This window comes from Clostridiales bacterium, from assembly GCA_014799665.1.
Classification (GTDB): domain Bacteria; phylum Bacillota; class Clostridia; order Christensenellales; family Pumilibacteraceae; genus Anaerocaecibacter.
In genome coordinates this window covers 96,466-117,514 of the sequence record JAAVHP010000004.1, presented here as the reverse complement: position 1 = coordinate 117,514, position 21,049 = coordinate 96,466, and the positions used below count along the sequence as shown (strand labels likewise).

General features: G+C 38.8%; 17 protein-coding genes. 2 read left to right on the top strand and 15 right to left on the bottom strand.

The window, feature by feature from the left end:
* Window positions 1-91: 91 nt before the first annotated feature.
* The 12 genes from HDT28_01240 to HDT28_01185 all read right to left on the bottom strand — a co-directional run bounded on the left by HDT28_01240 (window position 92) and on the right by HDT28_01185 (window position 15,218).
* Window positions 92-1,276 carry a hypothetical protein gene (locus tag HDT28_01240; GenBank protein MBD5131211.1) on the bottom strand — a complete coding sequence of 395 codons (1,185 nt, stop codon included), beginning with the start codon at window positions 1,274-1,276 and terminating at the stop codon, window positions 92-94.
* Window positions 1,277-1,860: 584 nt separating this feature from the next.
* A complete protein-coding gene (locus HDT28_01235; GenBank protein ID MBD5131210.1) occupies window positions 1,861-2,484 on the bottom strand; it encodes a hypothetical protein in 624 nt (207 codons plus the stop codon).
* A 10-nt stretch (window positions 2,485-2,494) separates the two neighbouring features.
* On the bottom strand, window positions 2,495-3,184 hold the full coding sequence (locus HDT28_01230) for a metallophosphoesterase (GenBank protein MBD5131209.1): 690 nt from the start codon (window positions 3,182-3,184) through the stop codon (window positions 2,495-2,497).
* A complete protein-coding gene (locus HDT28_01225; GenBank protein ID MBD5131208.1) occupies window positions 3,181-3,942 on the bottom strand; it encodes a hypothetical protein in 762 nt (253 codons plus the stop codon). Before HDT28_01225 ends, HDT28_01230 begins: the two co-directional genes overlap by 4 nt.
* Window positions 3,935-4,912, bottom strand: coding sequence for a winged helix-turn-helix transcriptional regulator (locus tag HDT28_01220; GenBank protein ID MBD5131207.1), 978 nt, complete (start codon window positions 4,910-4,912; stop codon window positions 3,935-3,937). The genes HDT28_01225 and HDT28_01220 overlap by 8 nt, the downstream gene beginning before the upstream one ends.
* A 318-nt stretch (window positions 4,913-5,230) precedes the next feature.
* Window positions 5,231-6,520 (bottom strand): hypothetical protein, encoded by a 1,290-nt coding sequence (locus tag HDT28_01215; protein MBD5131206.1) that lies wholly within the window; start codon window positions 6,518-6,520, stop codon window positions 5,231-5,233.
* A 2-nt stretch (window positions 6,521-6,522) separates the two neighbouring features.
* Window positions 6,523-7,956: a hypothetical protein gene (locus HDT28_01210; protein ID MBD5131205.1), complete on the bottom strand. Its 1,434-nt coding sequence runs from the start codon at window positions 7,954-7,956 to the stop codon at window positions 6,523-6,525.
* Window positions 7,957-7,968: 12 nt separating this feature from the next.
* Window positions 7,969-8,535, bottom strand: coding sequence for a hypothetical protein (locus HDT28_01205; protein MBD5131204.1), 567 nt, complete (start codon window positions 8,533-8,535; stop codon window positions 7,969-7,971).
* Window positions 8,528-9,160 carry a hypothetical protein gene (locus HDT28_01200; protein MBD5131203.1) on the bottom strand — a complete coding sequence of 211 codons (633 nt, stop codon included), beginning with the start codon at window positions 9,158-9,160 and terminating at the stop codon, window positions 8,528-8,530. Before HDT28_01200 ends, HDT28_01205 begins: the two co-directional genes overlap by 8 nt.
* Before the next feature lie 10 nt (window positions 9,161-9,170).
* Window positions 9,171-10,748, bottom strand: coding sequence for a hypothetical protein (locus tag HDT28_01195; protein MBD5131202.1), 1,578 nt, complete (start codon window positions 10,746-10,748; stop codon window positions 9,171-9,173).
* On the bottom strand, window positions 10,745-12,775 hold the full coding sequence (locus HDT28_01190; protein ID MBD5131201.1) for an NUDIX domain-containing protein: 2,031 nt from the start codon (window positions 12,773-12,775) through the stop codon (window positions 10,745-10,747). The genes HDT28_01195 and HDT28_01190 overlap by 4 nt, the downstream gene beginning before the upstream one ends.
* Before the next feature lies 1 nt (window position 12,776).
* Complete coding sequence (locus HDT28_01185; protein MBD5131200.1) at window positions 12,777-15,218, bottom strand: hypothetical protein; 2,442 nt, start codon at window positions 15,216-15,218, stop codon at window positions 12,777-12,779.
* Window positions 15,219-15,509: 291 nt separating this feature from the next.
* Here HDT28_01185 and HDT28_01180 point away from each other — a divergent pair, with 291 nt between their 5' ends.
* A complete protein-coding gene (locus tag HDT28_01180) occupies window positions 15,510-16,121 on the top strand; it encodes a recombinase family protein (protein MBD5131199.1) in 612 nt (203 codons plus the stop codon).
* A 263-nt stretch (window positions 16,122-16,384) separates the two neighbouring features.
* Here HDT28_01180 and HDT28_01175 read toward each other — a convergent pair whose 3' ends face one another.
* Window positions 16,385-16,678 (bottom strand): hypothetical protein, encoded by a 294-nt coding sequence (locus HDT28_01175; protein MBD5131198.1) that lies wholly within the window; start codon window positions 16,676-16,678, stop codon window positions 16,385-16,387.
* 182 nt (window positions 16,679-16,860) lie between these two features.
* Between HDT28_01175 and HDT28_01170 the strand changes: the two genes are divergently transcribed.
* Window positions 16,861-17,340: a cysteine hydrolase gene (locus tag HDT28_01170; GenBank protein ID MBD5131197.1), complete on the top strand. Its 480-nt coding sequence runs from the start codon at window positions 16,861-16,863 to the stop codon at window positions 17,338-17,340.
* An 8-nt stretch (window positions 17,341-17,348) separates the two neighbouring features.
* On the opposite strand, the gene HDT28_01165 is transcribed toward HDT28_01170, so the two are convergent.
* Together HDT28_01165 and HDT28_01160 are read right to left on the bottom strand one after the other, a co-directional pair.
* Window positions 17,349-17,813 carry a tryptophan-rich sensory protein gene (locus HDT28_01165; protein ID MBD5131196.1) on the bottom strand — a complete coding sequence of 155 codons (465 nt, stop codon included), beginning with the start codon at window positions 17,811-17,813 and terminating at the stop codon, window positions 17,349-17,351.
* Window positions 17,814-17,890: 77 nt separating this feature from the next.
* Window positions 17,891-20,941, bottom strand: coding sequence for a zinc ribbon domain-containing protein (locus HDT28_01160; protein MBD5131195.1), 3,051 nt, complete (start codon window positions 20,939-20,941; stop codon window positions 17,891-17,893).
* Window positions 20,942-21,049: the final 108 nt, after the last annotated feature.

Here is a 21,049-nt window from a genome sequence, read left to right as displayed (position 1 = left end):
ATCGTATATATACGATTGATTCTATTTTACACGAAACGTAGATAAGAGTCAAGGGTTTAGGTAAATGATTTTTAGGAATTTGAAGAAATCTTTATTTTCCCCAATTCCATTTAGAATTTGTTGTTGGTTGTACTACAACATTATTCTGCGCCTCCCGTTCTTGTTCTATTTCTTTTTCAATCTCTTGCAGTCGATTTGTAAAGTCTCGTTCTAATAGTTCGCTTTCGCCGCCGAACGACGTAAGCAAGCCGTCAAATAGCTTCCCTACTTTTCTGTGCGAAATCGCAAGCCGCCGTTTGAGTCCTTTGTCGTTTACCTTATGCTTTATCCTTGTTTCAAAAGTTTCGGACTTTATGTACTTTACCGTCCGCAATAAGATATTGCCTTGCCTGCGCTTATAATCGTTTTCAATGTCGTCTATTAGCGTTATGTTTTTCGGATCAATTTTATAATGGTTGGTTTGCTCACCGTCACCAGTAATGAGTCCGTTCACTTTTCGGCGTAGCGACTGAAGCTCGGTATCAAAACGAAGATCCGCTTTCCGTGCAGTTTTATCGTACATTAATAGCTTATTGACAACCTTATCTATCTGCTCTCGATACGGTATCATATCCTTGCTTCCGTAATGAAAGCTACTACCTTTCGGAATTGTCTTTGCCAATTCGAGTACGGCTTCTTTCATGTCATCTTTGGTTATAATGTCCCGAAGCGCAGATATTTTCTTTAACTCTCTCAACGCTTCGTCTCGTGAAACATATAGCTTGGGATGCGACTCCATAATGTCTAAGTTGAGCCTAACGTGCATTCTATCCAATACGGACTTGTCTATCTTACCTTTGTGTCTATACTCCATTTGCTTCTTTCTGTACTTACATTTCGGCTCTTTCTCCGCAAACCAAAAATGAATGTGTAAATGGTGCGGCTTGTCCTTATGCAATGCACATATTAGGTCTATATTATTCGGATCCAATCCCATATCCTTAAAGAACTCTCCAAACGTGCGCTTTATAAGCCGCATGCACTTTCCCGGCGTATCTATCTTATGCGACATTTCTTTGTTCAGCGATATAAAGCCGTGCCATATATTTTTCGGCGCTTTAGCGCGCTGTTGAATAACTTGTAGTTGCTCTTGCGTAATTACCCCGTCTCCGTTAAACACGCCTGTGGACTTCTCAAAGTATCGAACGAGCGAACGCGTTTCCGTCCTTGAGTTTTCGCCGTTCAGCTTTCTGTCCGAAGTCATATACTTATAAATATTGTTACCGCTGTCGGACATTTCGTAGTACGGTCGTTCGCGCTCGAACTTTGCTTTTTCCTCTGCCGTAGCGTTACTTTTAATTCGATACGGCGTATACGTAATGTTGAAAATTATAGGTTGATTGCTTATATTTTTGCCTCCTATTTTGTTCTTTCCTGTGTGGACGAATGTACGAAGGCGGGTTTCCCGCTTCGGAATGCAAAAATGCAAATAGCCACAAAATTTGCATTTTTCTTATCCTGCTACAAAATTACCGCACTTTGGTACATTTTCCCAAAATATACCCTCTCTTTAAAGTGTATTCATTGTTGAATAACTCTCCTCCTTTGTCCCATTTTCACAAGCGTTTACAGACTACTTGCAAGTCTTTTCATCAGCGCATACGCACCACCTCCCTCTATATTAACAAGGACACGAGTTTGCAAAATGTGACGTCAAGCTCAAAATTTCATCAAATTACAATTTTTTACATGTGCAAAAAGGAAGTCCTATTCGAACTCCCTTCTACCGAATATAAGGTTATTTGAGAAATTAATTAAATGTCCCTCTATATAAAAGCCATAACAGCCTAAAAAAATCGTACCCCCCCCTACTGAAATCGCCTATATTTCTTTGAAAAGCACTCGTAAAAAGTGTAAATTCAGTTCGTCGCTTTCTTCTTTTGTAAGCTTTTGATGCTTTCTTACTTTCTCTTGTGCAGACAATAGAACAGCATTATCTTTAATCTTTTCTTGTATTCTTGCTATCTCTGCTTTTTCTTCTTCAATTTCTTTTTGACGAAGCTTTTTCAAATTTTCTTCTGCTTTAAGAATGAGCTTTCTTACTGCACCTTCTGTAATATGCATGTTTTTAGCTATCTGCACTTTCTTTAATTTCAGGTATGTGTATTCAAAGTAAACTTGCGCTTGTCGTTGTGTTAAACGCTCAGTAAGGTACTTGAGTTGACGCGCTTGTCGTTTCTCTTCGCATTGCAATTCTCTATCGTCGCGCTCTTCTTCAAGTCGTATTTGCTTTTCACGTTCAAGCACTTCTTCTATATCGGCATCCGGATCTGCAACCTCATACCCATGCTCTTTCATAGCATCAATAGAAGTATGCCGACGCGTATCCTTGCGGTGTACTTTCTTTTCGTATTTAATTATTTGCTCGTAAACTTCCGCAAGCTCATCGCTTATCTCTACTGTTGAACTTGTACCGTCTACAAATTTAAACGTTATGATTCTCATTTGTTCATCCTTAAGATATTTGTCTAAACTCTTGATAAAGTACCGTCATCTTATCGTTCAAATCGCCATCCAAGTGATAGTGTCCGAAATACCAATGCATGTATTCCACTGTATTCTCAAAATTAGATAACAACTGATTTTCGGGGAAAGTTTGCATCCTACTTGAGCGAGTCCTAAGCGGTGGATACATTAAAGCACGTTCACCACAAGCATGTGTGATTATGTAATCTACTTTGTTGTTGTATCGCTTTAAGTTAGCTATTCCTTCGTCTAGTTCTGCAAAGGTAGGTCGTTCTTGTGCCCACCAACCGTAACCGAAAGCAAGCCGAATATCTTTATCTATGCTCGTTGCGCCGCCGAAGGTAAAGAACGTTTTGCCCCCTATTTCAAAAACCTGTCCGCGCATTAAGTGAATTATATCGGGTTTTATTTTGTGGACTTTACCGCTATTCCACATTTCAATAGGATAGGCGTTAAGTAAATCGAAGTTCTCATGATTACCATCTACGAACAATACAGTAAACGGCAAATCACAATAAGGCTTCAAATCCTCTTCGATAGTATCTTTGTCCCAAACTGCACCGAAATCTCCGGCTATAATGACATAGTCGTTTTTAGTCAGATTGGGATGCTCTCGCACAAGCCACAATAATTTTGCAAAATCTGCACGTCCGTGCGTATCTCCCGTGACGAATATCATTGATATATCCTCATGATAATATCCATAACCTCGTCTTTCGTTGCAGGTACGCCTAACGCTTTCATGTCTATTACTTCGTCTTGAATCAGCGCAAAGAATGTGCCGATATCAGCACGCACCTGATTACCGCACTCAACTTTTTCTTGTCCTGTCAGCAACTGCGATAATCTGAATACGTCATTCTTGTGCTTTTTCAAATCGCTGTCATCAACATGCAAACCGCTTTCCTTGCGTTCCATCAAATCAGCATAAGCGCGTGCCTTGAAAGCAATCAAGTGTGTAGGTGCTAAAACTGAAATACCATTTAGCACTTGCCGACCGTTTTTCAAGAAAGCGTAATATTCATCGTCAAGCAGTATCGCAGAAAGGCTTGAAATCTCCTCATCAATTACGATAGGAGTAAACGTGCCTGTCCGCTCTTTGGGAAATATATCTTGTTTGCGAGCGAATAATTCAATCATTGATGGATACCCGTCTACTTTGGGTACTTTAAAACGAAAGTATTGCGGTACACCCAAGTTATTTTTAGAAACATCGTACTGACCACCTTTTATAAACTCCCAAAACTTTTCTCCGAACTCATGTGAAATTTCTTCCACGGTGATTATCATGTCGATATCTTTCGTCACACGGAACGGAATACCGACATCTCCGAGAGCAAGCGAACACGCCGTCCCACCAACTATTATATAATTCTCGGTAAAGTCCTTGAAATGCTCTGCAAAGCGGTCAAGCCCTTTTATATGAAATTCAGCCATTAATGATGCTCTCCTTTATCTCTTTCAGTATTGCTTCCGTGCGCTCGTCTTGTCCATGTTCAAATGACATATATAGCGAAAATTTGTCTACTAAACCATTCTCGGCAAACAATGCAGGATCGTATTTCCACACTTCGAGTTTAACATAATCTTGCTCATCAAGCAAATCTTCAAATTCAATTTGTACCGATTTTTCGATTAGCTTATATGTTTCTTTTGAAATAGCATACGTTTCATACTCGTTGTCTGCGAGCATAGAATAATCCGATAACGCACTATATCCAGCCCGTAAGGCATTTTGCGGTTTCATATTTCTATTTACCCATACCGATTTTTGCACAGGTGATATGGCATACTGCTCTATTTTCTCTAAGTAGCACATCTCATTTTCGCATAACCGATAATACTTGGTACGCCCAACACTAGTGCTTGATACAAATTTCAACGCTTCTAACGCACTCATACCTCGCGTAATTGCCATGTTATTAAGCTTTGTCTTTTCAGCAATTTGTTTTGCGGTATATTCGCCTTCTCTGTGATACAAGAAGAACAGCGCACACAACTGCACTTGTGGCGTAAATTTTTCTACTTGCAGTGGTGCTCTTTCTCGCATATTCCGTAAAACAAGACCAATCGTAGGCATAAACAACTGCTTCCCTACTTCGACGAAAATAATATTATTTTCTATTAAATTTTGTCGCTGTAAAGCTTTTGGCTTATCCAATACAAGCACCGCAGGGCAATTAAATAATGCCTCTATCTTATGATTATGCACCTTATATGCCTTTACATTAAGACTTTCTTTTGATGCTACAAACACGTAACTTATTCCATACAGCGAAATTACTTTATATTCATAGCAATTCAAATACAACGGCAAAACAATATCACGATTATTTTCAACCGCAACATTATGTTTCCCTATTAGGCTTTCCAAATATTCAATTAAAACTTTAACACCATTTAACATTGTAGTAGCATTATAACATTTCAAATGTTAAATGTCAAGTTGATTGTTAATACTTTTAATTGGACAATTACATTTTTACTTTTTGTTGCGTTCATGCCTACAAAATGAGCCTTTTGCGGCACAAATGCAATACTCGCAAACTGTTTTTGTTTCAGAATAGTTTTCATTGCATCGAATAACAGTAGAAAAGTAGATTCTTATAATCTACCGCCTTACGTCCGTTCTCTCAATAAAATATGACTCTTTCCAATATGACGAACGCATCAATAATCTTTTTGTGGATAGAAGTATTACCAACAACATCCAAATTCTGTTGCTTTACGCATTATTGACTTCTGCTTGATGTTTTTTTACTTTTGATATTATTTTCGCCACTAAATCATTCATATTATTAGGGACATACTCTTCCCTCATTTTATTTCTTATATCAAAAAACATTTTGTTATGGTCATCATAGCTTGCCCCTTGCGGCCAAAATAAATATACAGACTTACCTTGCTGCTTCATTATCCCCATTTCATATACTACATTTGGATTAATGATTAATGCCTTTCCATCGGAATCAAATAGCGCTATAGCAAAACCACACATATACATTTTAAGCCAGTAATTAATATCTGCATTGTCATCATTACATAATCTACTATATTCTTTACCATCAGCTCGTATTAGTTCATAACCATCATCTAATAGTTTATCACGAACATCACAATATACAGCGTCAAAAAATTTGTTATATGGCATAATAGCAAATACACGGTGATGAAAAGCTACAATCCCTTTTTTGCAACCATCAGTCTCGTCATTCAATGCTTTTTGCAACAACATTTTCCGATCTTCTATACGCTTAGGTAAAAAATATTTCTCATTCTTGTTGATTACAAAATATTTCGCATTTTTTGTGGAAATTTTATTTATCATAACAATTATTTGCTTTTGCAAATTATTTTTAGCTTCTTCGTAGTCTTTACCCTTAAATAAAAGTGTTTCTTCGTAGTCTATTGGCTTACTAAAATCACTCTTCGTCCCATGAGCCTTCAAGTACTCATTATATAAAGCATTAAATTTTTCAACAGGATGCATGGTTTTCCCTTTTTCCTGCTCTTCAATAACATAGGAATAATCCGTATATATAAAAACCGGAACAACATTTATTTGGCTTTCTTCTTCGTACCTTTTCTCTAAATCAAATATAACAGTATGGTCTCTAACAACAATAAATGCTTGTTTATGACTTTTATCATTTATAAAATTATCTATTTGTTCATTATCAATAATATTGATTTCTTCTCTATATGGCTTTCCATTATCATCTCTGACTTCATCTAAATCCGGATATGCATAACAGAAATATTGACGTAAGTGCCTACTCTCATCGTCCGCACCTTTGTATGCTAACAACATTTTTTCGGCATCGCCATCGTCCAAAATATGATTTCTATCATCAAAAAAATGATGCTGTAAATCGGCGGGCAAATCATTGTCCTCCAATTTTTTTGTTGTTATCTTCTTTATCAAACACGCACTATTATGGGGGTCACAAATAATCTCTAATAAAGCTTTTTTTGCGTGCCCAAAAGCACCGTCAACCAAAAATAAAGTTTTCATGATTATCCTCGACTTGCCTCAATTAATGCTAAGTGAGTCAATCTATGTTCTATTGCTTTTTTTCTAATTAAAAAGTATTCTTTTAATTTTTCTTCAAGGCTTGTTCCAGAATCTGATTTTAATAATGTAAAGTTACCATTTTCATATTTATATTTTATAGCAATTGTACTATGTTCATCAAATACAAACTGTTGCCCAGATTGCAACAATAAAACGACATCTTTAGGAGCATGAAAAGCACGTGCATAACCAATTTCCCAATAGCAATTAGCATTATGAACTATTGCTTTTAAATTGTTAATATCCTTTTCGTCAACAACATCTGCGATAATTAACCCAGCCTCTTCGATTTGTTTACGCATTTCATTAATGGAATTGGTTGTGCTTCCAGGGTCATTATATTGCACTGTAGGAATTGCCGCCTCCTCACAGCCAAGTGAATAAATATCAAATTTCGTTGCGTTATGTTTTTTAGGAAAGCAGTATTCAGGCTTTGTTGTTATTTGTCGTGCTAAAAAATTAATTTCATCAAAAATCTTTTTCGCTCGTTCCGTTATTATCGGCTCGTTATTGTCGGCATCACTCTTTGATGTGCTATCATTACCATCTGTAGATTCAGCTTTCCTATCGTGCGTAAACGGTTTAATAAATAAAATGCCGCTTTTTATTTTACCGTCTTTTTCAAATAATAAATGAGGTCTCTTATCACACTTCAAAAGTTCCCACTGCTTAATCAAACTCTTTTCCGTCTCAACAGCGCCAGGCATGTGTGGATTATACAAAATGTAATCAATATTTTGCATATATGTAGGTGATATGAAAAACTTTGCTATTTGATTCTTTGCCGAGTCTATAGTTGCCGGTTTATGAGTTTTATCACCGTTAAATCCAAAAATTAACACATTTTGGACTCTATTCGCAGAAATCCCCTCCCCATGCTTTATATTATTAATCGTTGATGGGTCTGAACACACTAAGAGATAATGCTCAGTATCATTCGCTGTTGCATCATCAATATCTCTTTTATTTATTAGATATAACGTTCCGTCTTCATTTTTGTCATACAAGTATCCAGCACTCTCGAATTGAGTTTGTAATTTGGTTTTTTGTTCAGCTATTTTATTGTATTCCTCTTCTTCAGCGCCACAATCGACATGTGATGATTTCATTTCTGTCAAACGTTTAATCAGCTCTTGCAAGCGCTTAGTCAGCTTTTGCAAATTTTCCATCTCATTATACATTGGGTTGTCCTTATCAACAACAAGATAAGGGTCCCTTCTTGCTCTAGTTTTCCCATCAAAAGTAAATGACCCTTGAGGTCCAATATTATCTGCAAGTATGTATTTATCAATGACTTTCACTCCATAATGTGTAGCCATAACATCTCTAAATGTTCTTTTACCTGCACAAGTAAATCCAGAAATTATCCAAAGCATTTTAGAGGTCTCCTATTTAACCAATCCTTTCTCATAAGCTCTAAATAGCCTAAATAGTTGATCATACAAATCTTCAAATTTAGATTCGTATATTAATACATGATCGAATTTATCGAAATTGTTTACAAACAAGTCAAACTCTTTGGGCGTTATCGCTGAGTCTGAATGTACATATAATAAGACTACAGCATTACCGAATCGCTTTTTTAACTGATTTATTGCCTCAGCTTCGGTGACAGAAATCACTTGAAATTTGCCATTCTTCATACCATCCCATATTTCATCAACATTGATATAGTAATCGTTTCCATTTCTTTTATAAGTAATTACATCCAACTTCCCACTGTCGAGCATTTCTTTAAACTTTTTGAACTCAGGATTTGTTCTTTCATCAACTAATTTAGCGCAAACCAATTCAGACCCGTCTTCTTTAGTGGCAGCTCTAGACGTGTATTTTGTTACAATTTGCGCATGAAAAGCGCCCAACTCGCGCACAGCACTAATAATATTATCTTTCCCAGATGATGCATTACCAGCAACTACAAATAGCTTTGACGTAGATCTTGATATGTTAGACATTATCTACCTCCACCAATCCCTCGATTGATTTTGTTAATTTAGCGATAATATTTTCTATCTGCTTTCTTGTCTTATTTTCTTCTCCGGTTAAATTTAAAATGACATTATTGAAAAGATGTATATTTTCAATGTATATTCTATGGATAGCGCCGGCTTTTTCCATTCTAGTCCTGGCAGATAATAAAGCTTGTTCTTGCTCTTCTTTTCCGTATCCATCTCGCATTCTGGTTAGCTCCTCATCTTCAAATGCCTTAAGAATTGGCGGACGTCTATATACAAATAAAGACACAACTAAATCACCTGCTGCTGTTTGTAAATCCTCAACCGCCCTAACATCATTCACTACGATAATGGGCGACTCACCGACTTTTAAGTGACGATATAAGTCACCCAAAGAAAAGCCGTATCTAACACCGTATTGCTCATAAACAAAATCACATTCGGGGGAAATTGAATTAACATGAACAACATCATCATCGTTTTTACGAGTAGGGCGAGTGGTTTCTTTTACAAATTTAATCGGCTTAAAATCAGCCCAAAATTTGCTGCTAGCTTCAATAAAAAGCTGCCTGACAAAACTCTTGCCACAATGCGATGCTCCCGTTAAAGTAATAATATTTGCCATACTTCCTCCTTCAATAAACCCTAAACAGCCTAAACATTTGATCGATTAATTCTTCATCTCGAATGGACTGTTCACTTGTTAAATGAGATTTTGCATATATCACGACATGATCGTAATACACAATATTTTCTACATAATCGTTGAGATATTCGTTGAATTTTTCGCGCTTTTCAGCTACCGCGGCATCTTTAATATTACTTGCAAATTCAGTTTCGCTTATTTGTGAATGAGCATAAATTACCGCTACATTATCATTTCCAAGTTCTCTTTTAAACAAGTTAAAAACACCATATTGGCTTGCAACCAAGACACGATATTTCCCTATCTTTCGCCTTGCTGGGCGAACTATACATCCATAAAGCTTATCTTTCTTGCCTTTTGCATGATAAATCACATACTTAACATCATTGTATTTTACAAGGATTGTATCATCGTCTTCTATACCTACAATTTCGCCGTTATTCTTTATGTGAACCAAATCTTTATATGTGCCATTAAGCTCAAATAGATTTTCAACATCATTTCCCGACTTGGACTCAACCATATCCCAAAAACGCGACTTACCATCTTGAATATTCGCAATAATTTTACGCTTCATCTCCTCCCATTCTTTTCTGAACCGATGTTGCACTTCCAATGAAACTTTGTTAAGCTCATGCAAAATCCTACGCTTATCTTGTTGATATTCCGCTTCCAACGATTTCAATATATTTCTATTTGGAATTGTACAACAAATCATTTCTTCTTCATCATCTTTTTCTTGACGACGAACAGTATATTTGGGAATTATTTCAGCCTGTAATCTTCCCAAATCCTTAACGGCGCGAATAAGTTCGTCTTTACCGGAAGCTGCATTACCAGCAAGAATAAATGTTTTAGGTATAGTAGAGTGTAGGGCCGCACTATTGCGCCTCAACTGAACCTTCCCATCTAACACTCCACGAATGATATTAAATAATTGCTTATCTATAATATTTTTTTCAGGATTATGTAAAGTATCATTGTCATATTCAATTGCATTCAACAATACTTTATCAAACAAAGCTATATTTTCAATGTACATCCTATATATCGCAATTGCTTTTTCGTATCTAGCATTTACTTCAGCTTCAGATACATTTCCGCGAATTTTTGCTTCATTAGTAAAATCTATTAGGTCAGGTATTTTTCTAAACAAGAAAATAGATAAAACACGGTTGGGAAATTCTTCTTTTAGTTCCTCAACGGCTCTAATGTCATTTACTACCACATAAGGATACTTCCCATCGCGCAATAGCTTTGCAATCTGTTTCGTATCAAGTCCATACCGCATACCATAAGACTGATACACCAAGTCACATTCTTGCGGAATAACATCAACATGCTCAACATCAATTTCCTGCCCATCGTCAAGCGCTGTCATTTCCTCAATGCGATACTCTCTTGTCGTTTTCTTTTTTACAAGCTCCGGATTAAATACATACCCGTGAGAATTAAGGATACTGGGCAAGTTGGCTATTTTTTGCAACACCAAAGACTTCCCACTTTGCGAAGGACCTGTAAGCGTAATTAAAAACGGTTTATGATTTTGCTGTTCATTAATATTCATTTGGTTGAATTCTCACTAAAGCTTTCAGCAACTTTCCTTGCAAATTCAGTAACCACGTCCGTCCAAACGGGATTGCTTACTAAAAACCTCAAATCGGAAGTTACATGAAACTCCATTTCTGGAGCGTTTTCATCATATATTTTATCTCCATTTAACCTAATTTTCTGCTCATTCACACACCTGCGTAATTCATTGGGATGGAGCAAAGCATATTTTGAATTATGCAACGAATCCATATCGAATTTAGCCGGCACAATACACAAATACGGATCCACAAAACACATAGCATCCACAGTTTCTCCACCTGGTAATACACGTGTAGTTTTTACCGCTTCTTTTCTAAAATTTTTAATCGTAACGTCTTTTACATAGTTTAATGAAAATAGATACGACTCCTTAGGTTCCAAATGCAATTCGGTCAACTTCGGATAACGTTTAGTCTTCCACTCGCCCAAATAAATAACCTTTTCTATACTATCGTAGCTATCCTTTGCATCATCATGTCCTCCTTGTCCTTCTTTCTCATCATGATACAATTCTTCTGCTATCTCACGGCGCACCGCCTCTATAGTATCCAAATCTTGAATGCTAACATGTCCGCCGACAGACTTGTCCCATAATCCTCGATTATCTTTTGCGTTTAATGCACGTTGATGGATAAGCATTCTTCCTTCTCTATCAAATATCAACGCCCAAACAACAGTCTTAGTAATTGAAGGATTAGACAAGAAAGCATCGCGCGGGCCTGTACCGATACGCACACGCTGACCATCAAACATATCTACAACTTCTAATCTGTCTCCCTTCGCTGTTTCCTCTGTAGAGTACTTTTGAGCTCCCATACTGTCAATAAAGTATCTATGATAGTATTTTCTAAATTCATCAATCCAGTAGGATTGATATTTATCTTCAGCACTTTTATCTAATTGTGTTAATCTACCTACATACTGAAATTTATCTATATGGTCAAATTCGGTAAGTGCCTGCGTAATGAATAATTTTTCATCAACCTCAATCATAGAAACAGGAATAGGTAAATAGCAATTTTTAATAAAAAGACGCTGTTTTGTACTCCAACGTTCATTATATTCCTCTTTAAGAATTTCCACCTCTTCCGAAGCCATTCTCTCAGCAGATTTTCTAGCCGAGTTTATTTTTCGATTAGCTAGTGACCTTATATCTTCATCATCAATGACATAATCAGCAATTATTTCATGAATAACCTTAGGGAATCCATTTCCGAATATAAATTTAATCTCATCAACATTATAAACAAATTCACCGCTATCAAGTAACATGTCACAATTATCCGTCATACAATCTTGACAAATATATGTCATATCGAGTTTTCTAAACCGATCATCAGACAAATCGATAATGGAAATGGAATGCTCTACCTTCTTTTTAAGCTCTTCTACTTCATTCTTGAACAAGTTCACTTTTTCGATCAATTTCATAATATCGTATTTATCAGTAGCAAACTTTACAAATTGAGTTACTTCTTTATCAAAATATATTTTTGCCTTACTGATTATTATGTCTTTTAAATGGGCTTCTCTTTTTTGTGAAATAATGGCATCCAAAATCTCTGATCTAATACGTATATCAAAAGCCGCGTTTAGCTCTTTTTTCATGGTATCAACAGGGGGCTCCAAACCTGTTGCCTGAATATTATGCTTTTTAGCATAATCTATAAGCTCAGCTTTTAATTCAGACAGCACATTTTGCTTCACGCCATTCAAATTGCCGCGCGTATAAGTTCCGCGAGCCCCACTATTTAATTCTGATAATAATGCGTATTGCGAAATTAAACTCTCTGATTCACACAATATTCGAATTGTAAAGTCGTTAGACTTTTCAAAAAACTTCTCCCCCAATCCATCTCGGACAAGATCTGCCCACGGCAAATCAACCACAGTTGCCCCTAAAATACTTATGCTTTTTCTGGCCGCCTTAATTATTTTAACTAACTCATCCTTCCTAATTTCCTTATTAAGGACCGCTCCGTGTGCATTTTTTGTTGCCATTTTAATTATCCTCCTGAATGGTTATTTGATTTAATTTGCAAATTTTGATCTCGGGCACTCGCTCAAGTCGTTCCAACAATTTATCCATCATAGTAAAATCATGGTAAATCGTATCGTAATTTTCTTCTTTATCTGCTTCGCCTGCAAGCAGTGCTTGATGTTTGCGCAGTTCAATAAGACCTTTAAATGTTGTTAGACAGGCATGCTGTTTGGTCAATCTGTTTTTACGCCCAAGATCCTCCGTAGCTCTATTGGCGCTAAAGTATTTATCTAAATCATCTTCGCCATTTTTACTGCCGATTAAATCTATTGGTTTCTTTGTCCACCCATTCACATAATGGAATGTATCCCAACGAAGATGTTCGCGAATTGCAAGGTTATTACGTGGACTGTCTAATATTTCATCGTTATTTCTGATAAGATATTTTAACCTCATTGGCTTATTCTTACTCGCATCAACCGATACAATAGCATCAATATCATTATCATTTAATCCATATCTTTTACGATATTCTTCGTTTGCTGATATTGCATCATCCTGGTTAGTGGTTATATCCAACCCCAAGAATCCTAGCATCTCCCTAAGCCCCAATACTTTACTTCGATTGGAATCTCTTTCAAATTCAGATGAGAACCCCCACGGCAAATTATGGTTTTGATTCGACAGCGTTGAAGCAAGTTTATCTATAAATGGGGCAACTACATTTTCAACGGAAAGAAAATCCTCATCTAAACCATAGCATTCAACTTTGAGTGGAATATTTCGGAAATTGTTTATTAACGCATCCGTCATGATAGCCGATTTATTCCGGACCTTAATAAAAATACGCACATTTTGCAAAAGGTCAAATCTTTCAGCAAGCATTTGTCTTATTTCAAGTGCTGTCTCTATGCTTGTTTTATCATCACCAAGCGCAATATAAACTGATGTAAAATCCGATTTTTCTATTTCGCTTAAAAGACTCTCATAAAAATCATTTGCCAATACATTACCATGTTTAAAATCTATATAGTATTTTTCTTTGGGACTTTCAAAATACTTTTTACCATTAATTTTTTCATCTCGATTAAAAAGTCCAGGAGATTGTTGCATAAACATTTGTTGACGTACCGACGGTTTGACAGTCATAATATTATTGACGTAGACATCTTCAATATCTTTTGCATAGACTATAGCATTATAATCTGCCCCAAGCAATTGATAATTTATAACGCTGTTTCTCAACATTTGGTAATTCGCGGACCCGAATCCAATAAAAATATTGTTTATCTTATATGCAGATCCACTGATGGGATTTATAATTTTCCCATCTTTATTAAACTCTCCTTTCAACCTAGCTTTATCATAATCAAGTAATGGAGCAATATAATGAGTTAGCGGATGTTCCCAAAAAAACTTCTGCGCACGCAGTTCATAAGGATTAAAAAAATTCACTTTGCCGAATGCATTATCAGCAAAATCAAAGTGCTCCGCTCTATCAATCACGGTATACATAATCCTTGCTTCCAATTTAATCCTGTCAATCTTTTCACCTAACGAAATCCTTTCATTTTCATCTCGCGATTTATGCGCAATAGCAACCGTCTTTTTGAGAAAAGCATCAAGATCAGTAGCCTCAGGCTCACAAACTTTCATAGCACGTTGAGCGACTAAATTGGTTATTATCTCTGCAACCGCAATATTTTCCTCATCACTATCTGAAATTGCAACAACAATGGTTTTACGCTTTTGATTATTTACACCGGCTGCTTGCAAAGAGTCTAGATCTGCGCAGCCATTAATGACCGCATATCCTTTATTTAAGTATTTATAAAAGATATCTTTGCTGTTTCCGCCTAACACTCCACCTATGATAATAGTAACATCATCTCCGCAAAAGAGTCTATATAACCAATTTTTCTTTTTCCTTTGCGCATATAAGCTATTGATGAACACATCGGCATTAGCTCCATTACCGATAACAATATAATGTGTGCTTTTACGTTTAAACGGAAATCCGATTTTATGAAACCATATTTTAAAGCTATTTACAACACCGCGGAAGAATGTAGCAATTAATATATAATACGTCCACAACCCGGCAAGCACAAATACAATGATTAGCATTATAGCAAAAAATTGTCCCGATGCGCCGGCACTCCAAACTTCACTAATAATACCATCTTGTCTAAAATCAAACGCGAATAAGCGAATGGCCCAAAACGCACTTGTCGCAATAGCAATGAGATAATCACCCCCTACACTTTGATTGCCTAGTTTACCAATATAATAAACCAAATGCAAGGCAAATCCCATTGCAAATATTGCTAACCACCATACGCCAACATATATGGATTCTTTACCCTTAATCCCGCAATTTTTTCTATGCCAAAAATAATAGATTGCAAGGCCGACGATTATTATGCATGATAATATTCCAAAAATTAATTCAGTTGCATTCATTTCGTCCTCCTTTGCGATATAAATTATCGCTTAATTAGGTTAAGAATCTATTTTTTAGCTCGTTACAACTAACTTATTAGGTTAGTAAATGTAGACTTTTACTGTCTACCTATTTTTCGCTAACTTTCGACAAATTCATTATAGCACAACGCCACAAAATATGCAAGAGGTTGAGTTAGTAAAAGTCTACGTTTTTTAAATTGTTTTATAAACTGTAATGTATATCACAAATACTGTCTAAAATTTCTTTAAGTCTTATTTGTAACTAAATTATTTAAAAGGAGATTATTCATGACAGTATTTGCATACGCAAGAGTATCTGCACAAGATCAAAACATCGCTAGACAGCTAGACGCATTCCACAATTACGGAATTGACGATGAACATATATTCACAGATAAAAAGAGTGGAAAAGACTTCGAACGCGAAAGCTATAAAAAGCTAATGCGTAAGCTAAAGAAAGGAGACCTGTTGGTCATTAAATCAATAGATCGCTTAGGTCGTAATTACGATTCAATAATACAAGAGTGGAAACATATTACAAATGAAATAAATGCAGATATACTCGTATTAGATATGCCGCTTCTTGACACTCGTACAAAAGCCGATAATCTTGTGGGCAAATTCATCTCCGATATTGTTTTACAAGTACTATCTTTCGTCGCCGAAAACGAGCGAGCCAATATAAGGCAACGACAAAAAGAAGGAATCCTATCCGCTAAAAATCGCGGTGTTCAATTCGGCAGACCACAAAAAAGTTATTCCGAAGAATTTATTAACGCAGTCCGTAACTTTAACAATAAGATCATATCGCTCAGCCAAGCCCTGCATATTACAAAATTAAAGCGATGCAATTTCTATTATCACATGCACCGCTTGTCGGATTTAGGATATTTACAATAGCTTTTGCATTGAATATTTGACTACTTTGACAGAAGATTATTTGTTGTCCATTTTAACTGTTTACACTAATAATTACTAATCCATCTCAAAAGAAGATGATTGATCGTAAATAACTTCTACAATTTTTCTACAAAAGCCGTTTGCATTTGCGAAAAAATAGAAATAACCAAATATAACTCAAAAGCACTCAAATATATCAAAAGTGCATAAAAATAAGCCTTAAATCGGTCGGCAAAGAGCAAAATCGAGAATAGCGATAACTATCAATCAAAAGAAATAACAAAGTGTAATACAGTGTTTAAAACTTGAAAACCGTTTGGGTGCAAGCCCACGGGGGTTCGAATCCCTCCGCCTCCGCCAAAACAAAAAGACAGGACTTGTGCCTGTCTTTTTGTTTTGATAAGTGCGGCTTGGAATGAGCATGCGGCTATTGTTTGCCACACATGTTTCAAACTTTTATTAAAGCAAATTATTACAATTTCTTTGTAGATTTTTTGCCGCATGTTTGCTAGGCGCTCGGCTGAAAGCCGAAATCCGCGCCACATCTCGTGGCGCAATCCCCCCGCCTCCGCCAACGCATGGCGCCCCCTTAACGGGTGCGTTTTGCGTTGACTGAGTGCACAATCCCTCAAAAGTATGGATTAGATTTGTATTATGCGCTTGAAAACTCATATCGATTTATGCTATAATAAATTTGCTTAATGAAAAGATAAAAAGAAATCTATGAGGTATTTAGCAAATGAAAAACACTGCGTTGGTTGTGATCGATCTTCAAAACGACATTACGAAAAACTACAAAGAAATTATCGGTAACGTAAACGCCGCTATCGATTGGGCGGTAGCTAACGATATTCACGTGGTTTATATTAAGCATAATAACATATCGGCGGGCACCCGTACGTTCAAGCCCGACACTCGCGGCGCAGAGCTAGTTCCCGACTTGAAAATCGTGTCCGAAAATATATTCGTAAAAAGCAAGGGCAACGCATTGACGAGCGAAGGATTTGCCGCTTTTATAAACAAGAACGGCATTAAAGAATTTTACGTTACGGGCGCCGACGCTGTTGCTTGCGTAAAATCGACTTGCTATAATATGGCAAAGAACGGCTATACCGTTCACGTTCTTTCCAACTGTATTACAAGCTACGACAAAAAGAAAATTCCAGAAATGCTGGACTACTACGAGCGCAACGGCTGCTCCGTCGAAACATTAGGCTAGGCGTTGCTTTAATTTAATATCCACAACGCTAAATTGAGCGTCGTCGCGATACTGAGCCAAATCGGGTAGATGCTTAAAATATATCCGTAAATTTTTTTGGTTTTAAGAATATCGACGATCAAAGCAAACCCTGCGATCAGGTTGAGCACAATAGCTATATTCCCTATTAACAATTGTTTAAGCGTGAAGAATATCAAACACCACAAAACGTTCAGCACTGCGTTGATAATCATTAAATAGACGGTAGAAATCGGTATGCCGTCTTTTTTTATCCATAAAAAATTGATGACCGCAAAAGCCGAATATATAACCGTCCATACGATCGGGATAACGATATTGGGCACCCATTGCTCGGGCTTGTCCAACGAGTTGAACCAATCCATTCCGAGCCTTACGAAAACCGTTCCCAAAAGCGCAACGGATATTATTACGATAAACGATATAACTATTTTTTGGGTTTGATTTCTTTCCATATCATGGGTATATTATTTTTTGCAAAATAATATACCGCCGTGGGAAATCTCCCGCGGCGGCAATAAGCATTTTAATTTTAATCCAATTTTTTTCCGCATTTTCCGCAAAACTTCGCGTTTTCGGAATTTATCCGCCCACAACCCGAACAAACTTTGCCTTCCTTTTGTTCGAGTTCGGATTGTTGCGCAGGCTCGACGGGTGCGCTTTCCGCACTATCCAATTTCTTTCCGCAGCGTCCGCAGAACATCGCGTGTTCGGCGTTTATCCGTCCGCACTCGTGACAAACTTTGCCGTCTTTTTGCTCAGGCTCGGACTGTTCGACAAGCGTAACGGCTTCGCTTGCCGCAGCAGATTTTTTGCTACGCTTTGTCGAATAAATGACCGCGATTATAACCACGATGACAACCACTATTATCGCCAATAATATCCATAGCCACATGAGATCGCTATCGCCGTTATCGGGATCCGCACCCGTGCCCGTATTCGTTCCCGTTCCCGTACCCGTGTTCGTGCCGTCGCCCGAACCGTCGCTCGTCTCCGTTTTGGCGGTAACGAAAAGAATACAGGTAAGTTCGTCCGTTTCGAATATAGCGAAATTGCCTTCCGTGGTATATTGCAGTTCGGTCGCCTCGCCGTTTTTCAGGTTATAAATTTTGTACACCGTTCCGTTACGCAGCGCGTCGGGAATAAGCGCGTGCACCGCAACGACGCCCGACGGAGTGATCACGGCGGAGTCCTTGACTATCTTTACGTTCAGCGCGGTGTTAATAACGCCGTCGACCACGTCCGGGTTAAGGCTCGCTCTTTCGACAACGAGCTCGGCGCCATTTTCGAAGCCCTCGTCACACGACACGCCCAAAATGGTTTTTCCGTTCTCTATATAAACCAAATCGGTTATGTCGGCGAGGTCTTCCGCAACGTTATACGCAAACGAATTATTATCGAACTCATAATCACCCGAATCGGCAAGCGCGAGAACGTATTCGCCCACTTCGCGCAAAGAGGTAACAGTGTTCCCGTCCTTGTCCTTTTTAAGCATGAGCGCGGAAGTTCCGTCGACTCGCTGTTTGTTCCCGTTTATGCCGTCGAACACCGCGACTATTTTATCGCTCGCGTCCACGCCGTCGTATACGTGATCGGCGGAGCTGTCGGCTGCGACCTTGTCATTGAAATACCACGTGACGGTCACTTTCTTTTTGGCGGCTGTCACAGTAACGGACAGATGCTTTTTCTGCACCTCGCCGCCCAGATCTCGGTACGCGTAATCGAATTCGATATCGTTATCCCCGCCGTGAAGAGGCGTCGAGAGCATGACAAGGTAACTTTCTCTGTCGATCACGTCGGGTAGATCCTTGGTATGTTTGAGCTGTCTTTCGACGATCACCGTAACCGACCTATCGCCCGCCGTCGGAGAATCCTTAATGCCGACAACGCGCGCGTCCTGCATTTGGTAATACCCATCGTCCGCGCTCCCGACTACCCTCAAAGTAAAAACGTTATTGTAAAAATTATAGTAATCGGACGGCGCAAGACTAAACGTATATTCGCCCTTTTCCGCCGTCGAATTAACGACGTTCCCTGCCGAGTTCTTGACGATCATGTCGCCCGACAAACCGTTTATTTCTTTTTGCTCGCCGTCGTAACCTTCGAAGCACGCCGCGATCTTGTCGACGATATTAACGCCGTCGTAATTACGCCTTACCGCGCTATTAGTGAATGGTTCCGGAGTAGAGGACGGATCCGAGCAAACCCACTCGATTATCGCCATCTTTTTCGTCGGAATGACTTCGCTCGACATCGGCTCTAAATGCACTCCGCGCTTGCCGTTATACTCGTACTCGAACTCAACGGGATTTCTTCCGAAAACCAACGGCGATTCGCTGATGTCAACCGTAACGGTCTCAACGAACTTTTCGGTCGACGAGTCGGCGACGTTTTTAACGGTGACTTCTACGGTAAATGTTACCGAAGTATCGCCCACCTCCGCCGTCGCCGTATCGATTATCTCGGCGGAGTCGAAGACGAATTCTCTTGAATCGGGCGCGTTCACTAAGGCGCACTCCTTCCGAGATAGACTGTAGTCTATATACAAGCCATCGTCGGAATGAAAATGCGTATTGGGCTCGCTACGGTTGCCCCCATTGTAATAACCATTGGTAAGGTCGCCCGTACTCATAGTCACGTAAATCGAAGCGTCGTCGCCGAGCTCGCCAGTAATATTTATCTTGCCTTCGTTATTGGCGTTTCGAAGAAGCTCCAAATTGTTCGCCGTTCGCGAACCCTCGGGACCTCGCATGTTTCCGCTGATAACGGCGTTACCCTCCACCGAGAACTGCCCGCCGTTCACGTAAACGCCCGCGCCGCAGTAGAACAGCTTAACGGTTTCGCTTTCCGCGTCCGTGCCGTAATTTATAACGTTATTCGTTATGCTCCCGCCGTACATGGCGAACTTACCGCTGTTGTCGCCGACGAGAACGCCCGCGCCGCTCTTCGCGGTAACGCTGTTTTCGGTTATCGTTCCGCCGTACATATTGAACGTGCCGCCGTAAGCGACGTACACACCGCCGCCGCCGTTGCCGCTCGCCCGACTTTTGGTTATAGCGCCGTCGTACATATTGAACGTGCCGCCGTTGCCCACCGTCACCGCGCCGCCGCTGCCATAGTTTCCCGCGACCTCGGTTATTGCGCCGCCGTACATATTGAGCGTGCCGCCGTACACGCGCATGCCCTTGTCGGTTATCGTTCCGCAATTATCCGCACCGCCGCAATCGTAAAGGTCGAGCGTTGAACCGCTGTATATCTCGAAGGCGTACCTTCCCGAAACGGAAATAGTATGCCCGTGAAGACATAGCTTAACGCTTTCGTTTTGAAAAAGCTCTATCGATTTGGGTAGCGTGAAGTCATCCGTCAAATAATAATTACCGGACGGCAATTCTTCAACCGCCGCAGAAAGAGGCGTAGCATTCGCATGGTTCGCACCGAAAACGGCGTCGTGATCGGTCGATCCATCCGCATACGCCTTTTCGGTAAAAACAAAATAAAGCGGCCACAACAACGCCGCAACAACAACGACAGCAACCAACGCAAAAAAACGACAAATTATCGTTCTTATTTCACGACAAGTCACGTTCCCCCTCCGATATTCCCAAATGAAATAGTACGGTATTTAAAACCTAAACACATTATAAAATACGCGTTAAAATATGTCAATACCTAATTCGAATTTTCCATAAAA

Coding starts and splice junctions, on each gene's coding strand:
- HDT28_01240 (MBD5131211.1), bottom strand. CDS start 1,276: ATGTCCGACAGCGGTAACAATATTTATAAGTATATGACTTCGGACAGA.
- HDT28_01235 (MBD5131210.1), bottom strand. CDS start 2,484: ATGAGAATCATAACGTTTAAATTTGTAGACGGTACAAGTTCAACAGTA.
- HDT28_01230 (MBD5131209.1), bottom strand. CDS start 3,184: ATGATATTCGTCACGGGAGATACGCACGGACGTGCAGATTTTGCAAAA.
- HDT28_01225 (MBD5131208.1), bottom strand. CDS start 3,942: ATGGCTGAATTTCATATAAAAGGGCTTGACCGCTTTGCAGAGCATTTC.
- HDT28_01220 (MBD5131207.1), bottom strand. CDS start 4,912: ATGTTAAATGGTGTTAAAGTTTTAATTGAATATTTGGAAAGCCTAATA.
- HDT28_01215 (MBD5131206.1), bottom strand. CDS start 6,520: ATGAAAACTTTATTTTTGGTTGACGGTGCTTTTGGGCACGCAAAAAAA.
- HDT28_01210 (MBD5131205.1), bottom strand. CDS start 7,956: ATGCTTTGGATAATTTCTGGATTTACTTGTGCAGGTAAAAGAACATTT.
- HDT28_01205 (MBD5131204.1), bottom strand. CDS start 8,535: ATGTCTAACATATCAAGATCTACGTCAAAGCTATTTGTAGTTGCTGGT.
- HDT28_01200 (MBD5131203.1), bottom strand. CDS start 9,160: ATGGCAAATATTATTACTTTAACGGGAGCATCGCATTGTGGCAAGAGT.
- HDT28_01195 (MBD5131202.1), bottom strand. CDS start 10,748: ATGAATATTAATGAACAGCAAAATCATAAACCGTTTTTAATTACGCTT.
- HDT28_01190 (MBD5131201.1), bottom strand. CDS start 12,775: ATGGCAACAAAAAATGCACACGGAGCGGTCCTTAATAAGGAAATTAGG.
- HDT28_01185 (MBD5131200.1), bottom strand. CDS start 15,218: ATGAATGCAACTGAATTAATTTTTGGAATATTATCATGCATAATAATC.
- HDT28_01180 (MBD5131199.1), top strand. CDS start 15,510: ATGACAGTATTTGCATACGCAAGAGTATCTGCACAAGATCAAAACATC.
- HDT28_01170 (MBD5131197.1), top strand. CDS start 16,861: ATGAAAAACACTGCGTTGGTTGTGATCGATCTTCAAAACGACATTACG.
- HDT28_01165 (MBD5131196.1), bottom strand. CDS start 17,813: ATGGAAAGAAATCAAACCCAAAAAATAGTTATATCGTTTATCGTAATA.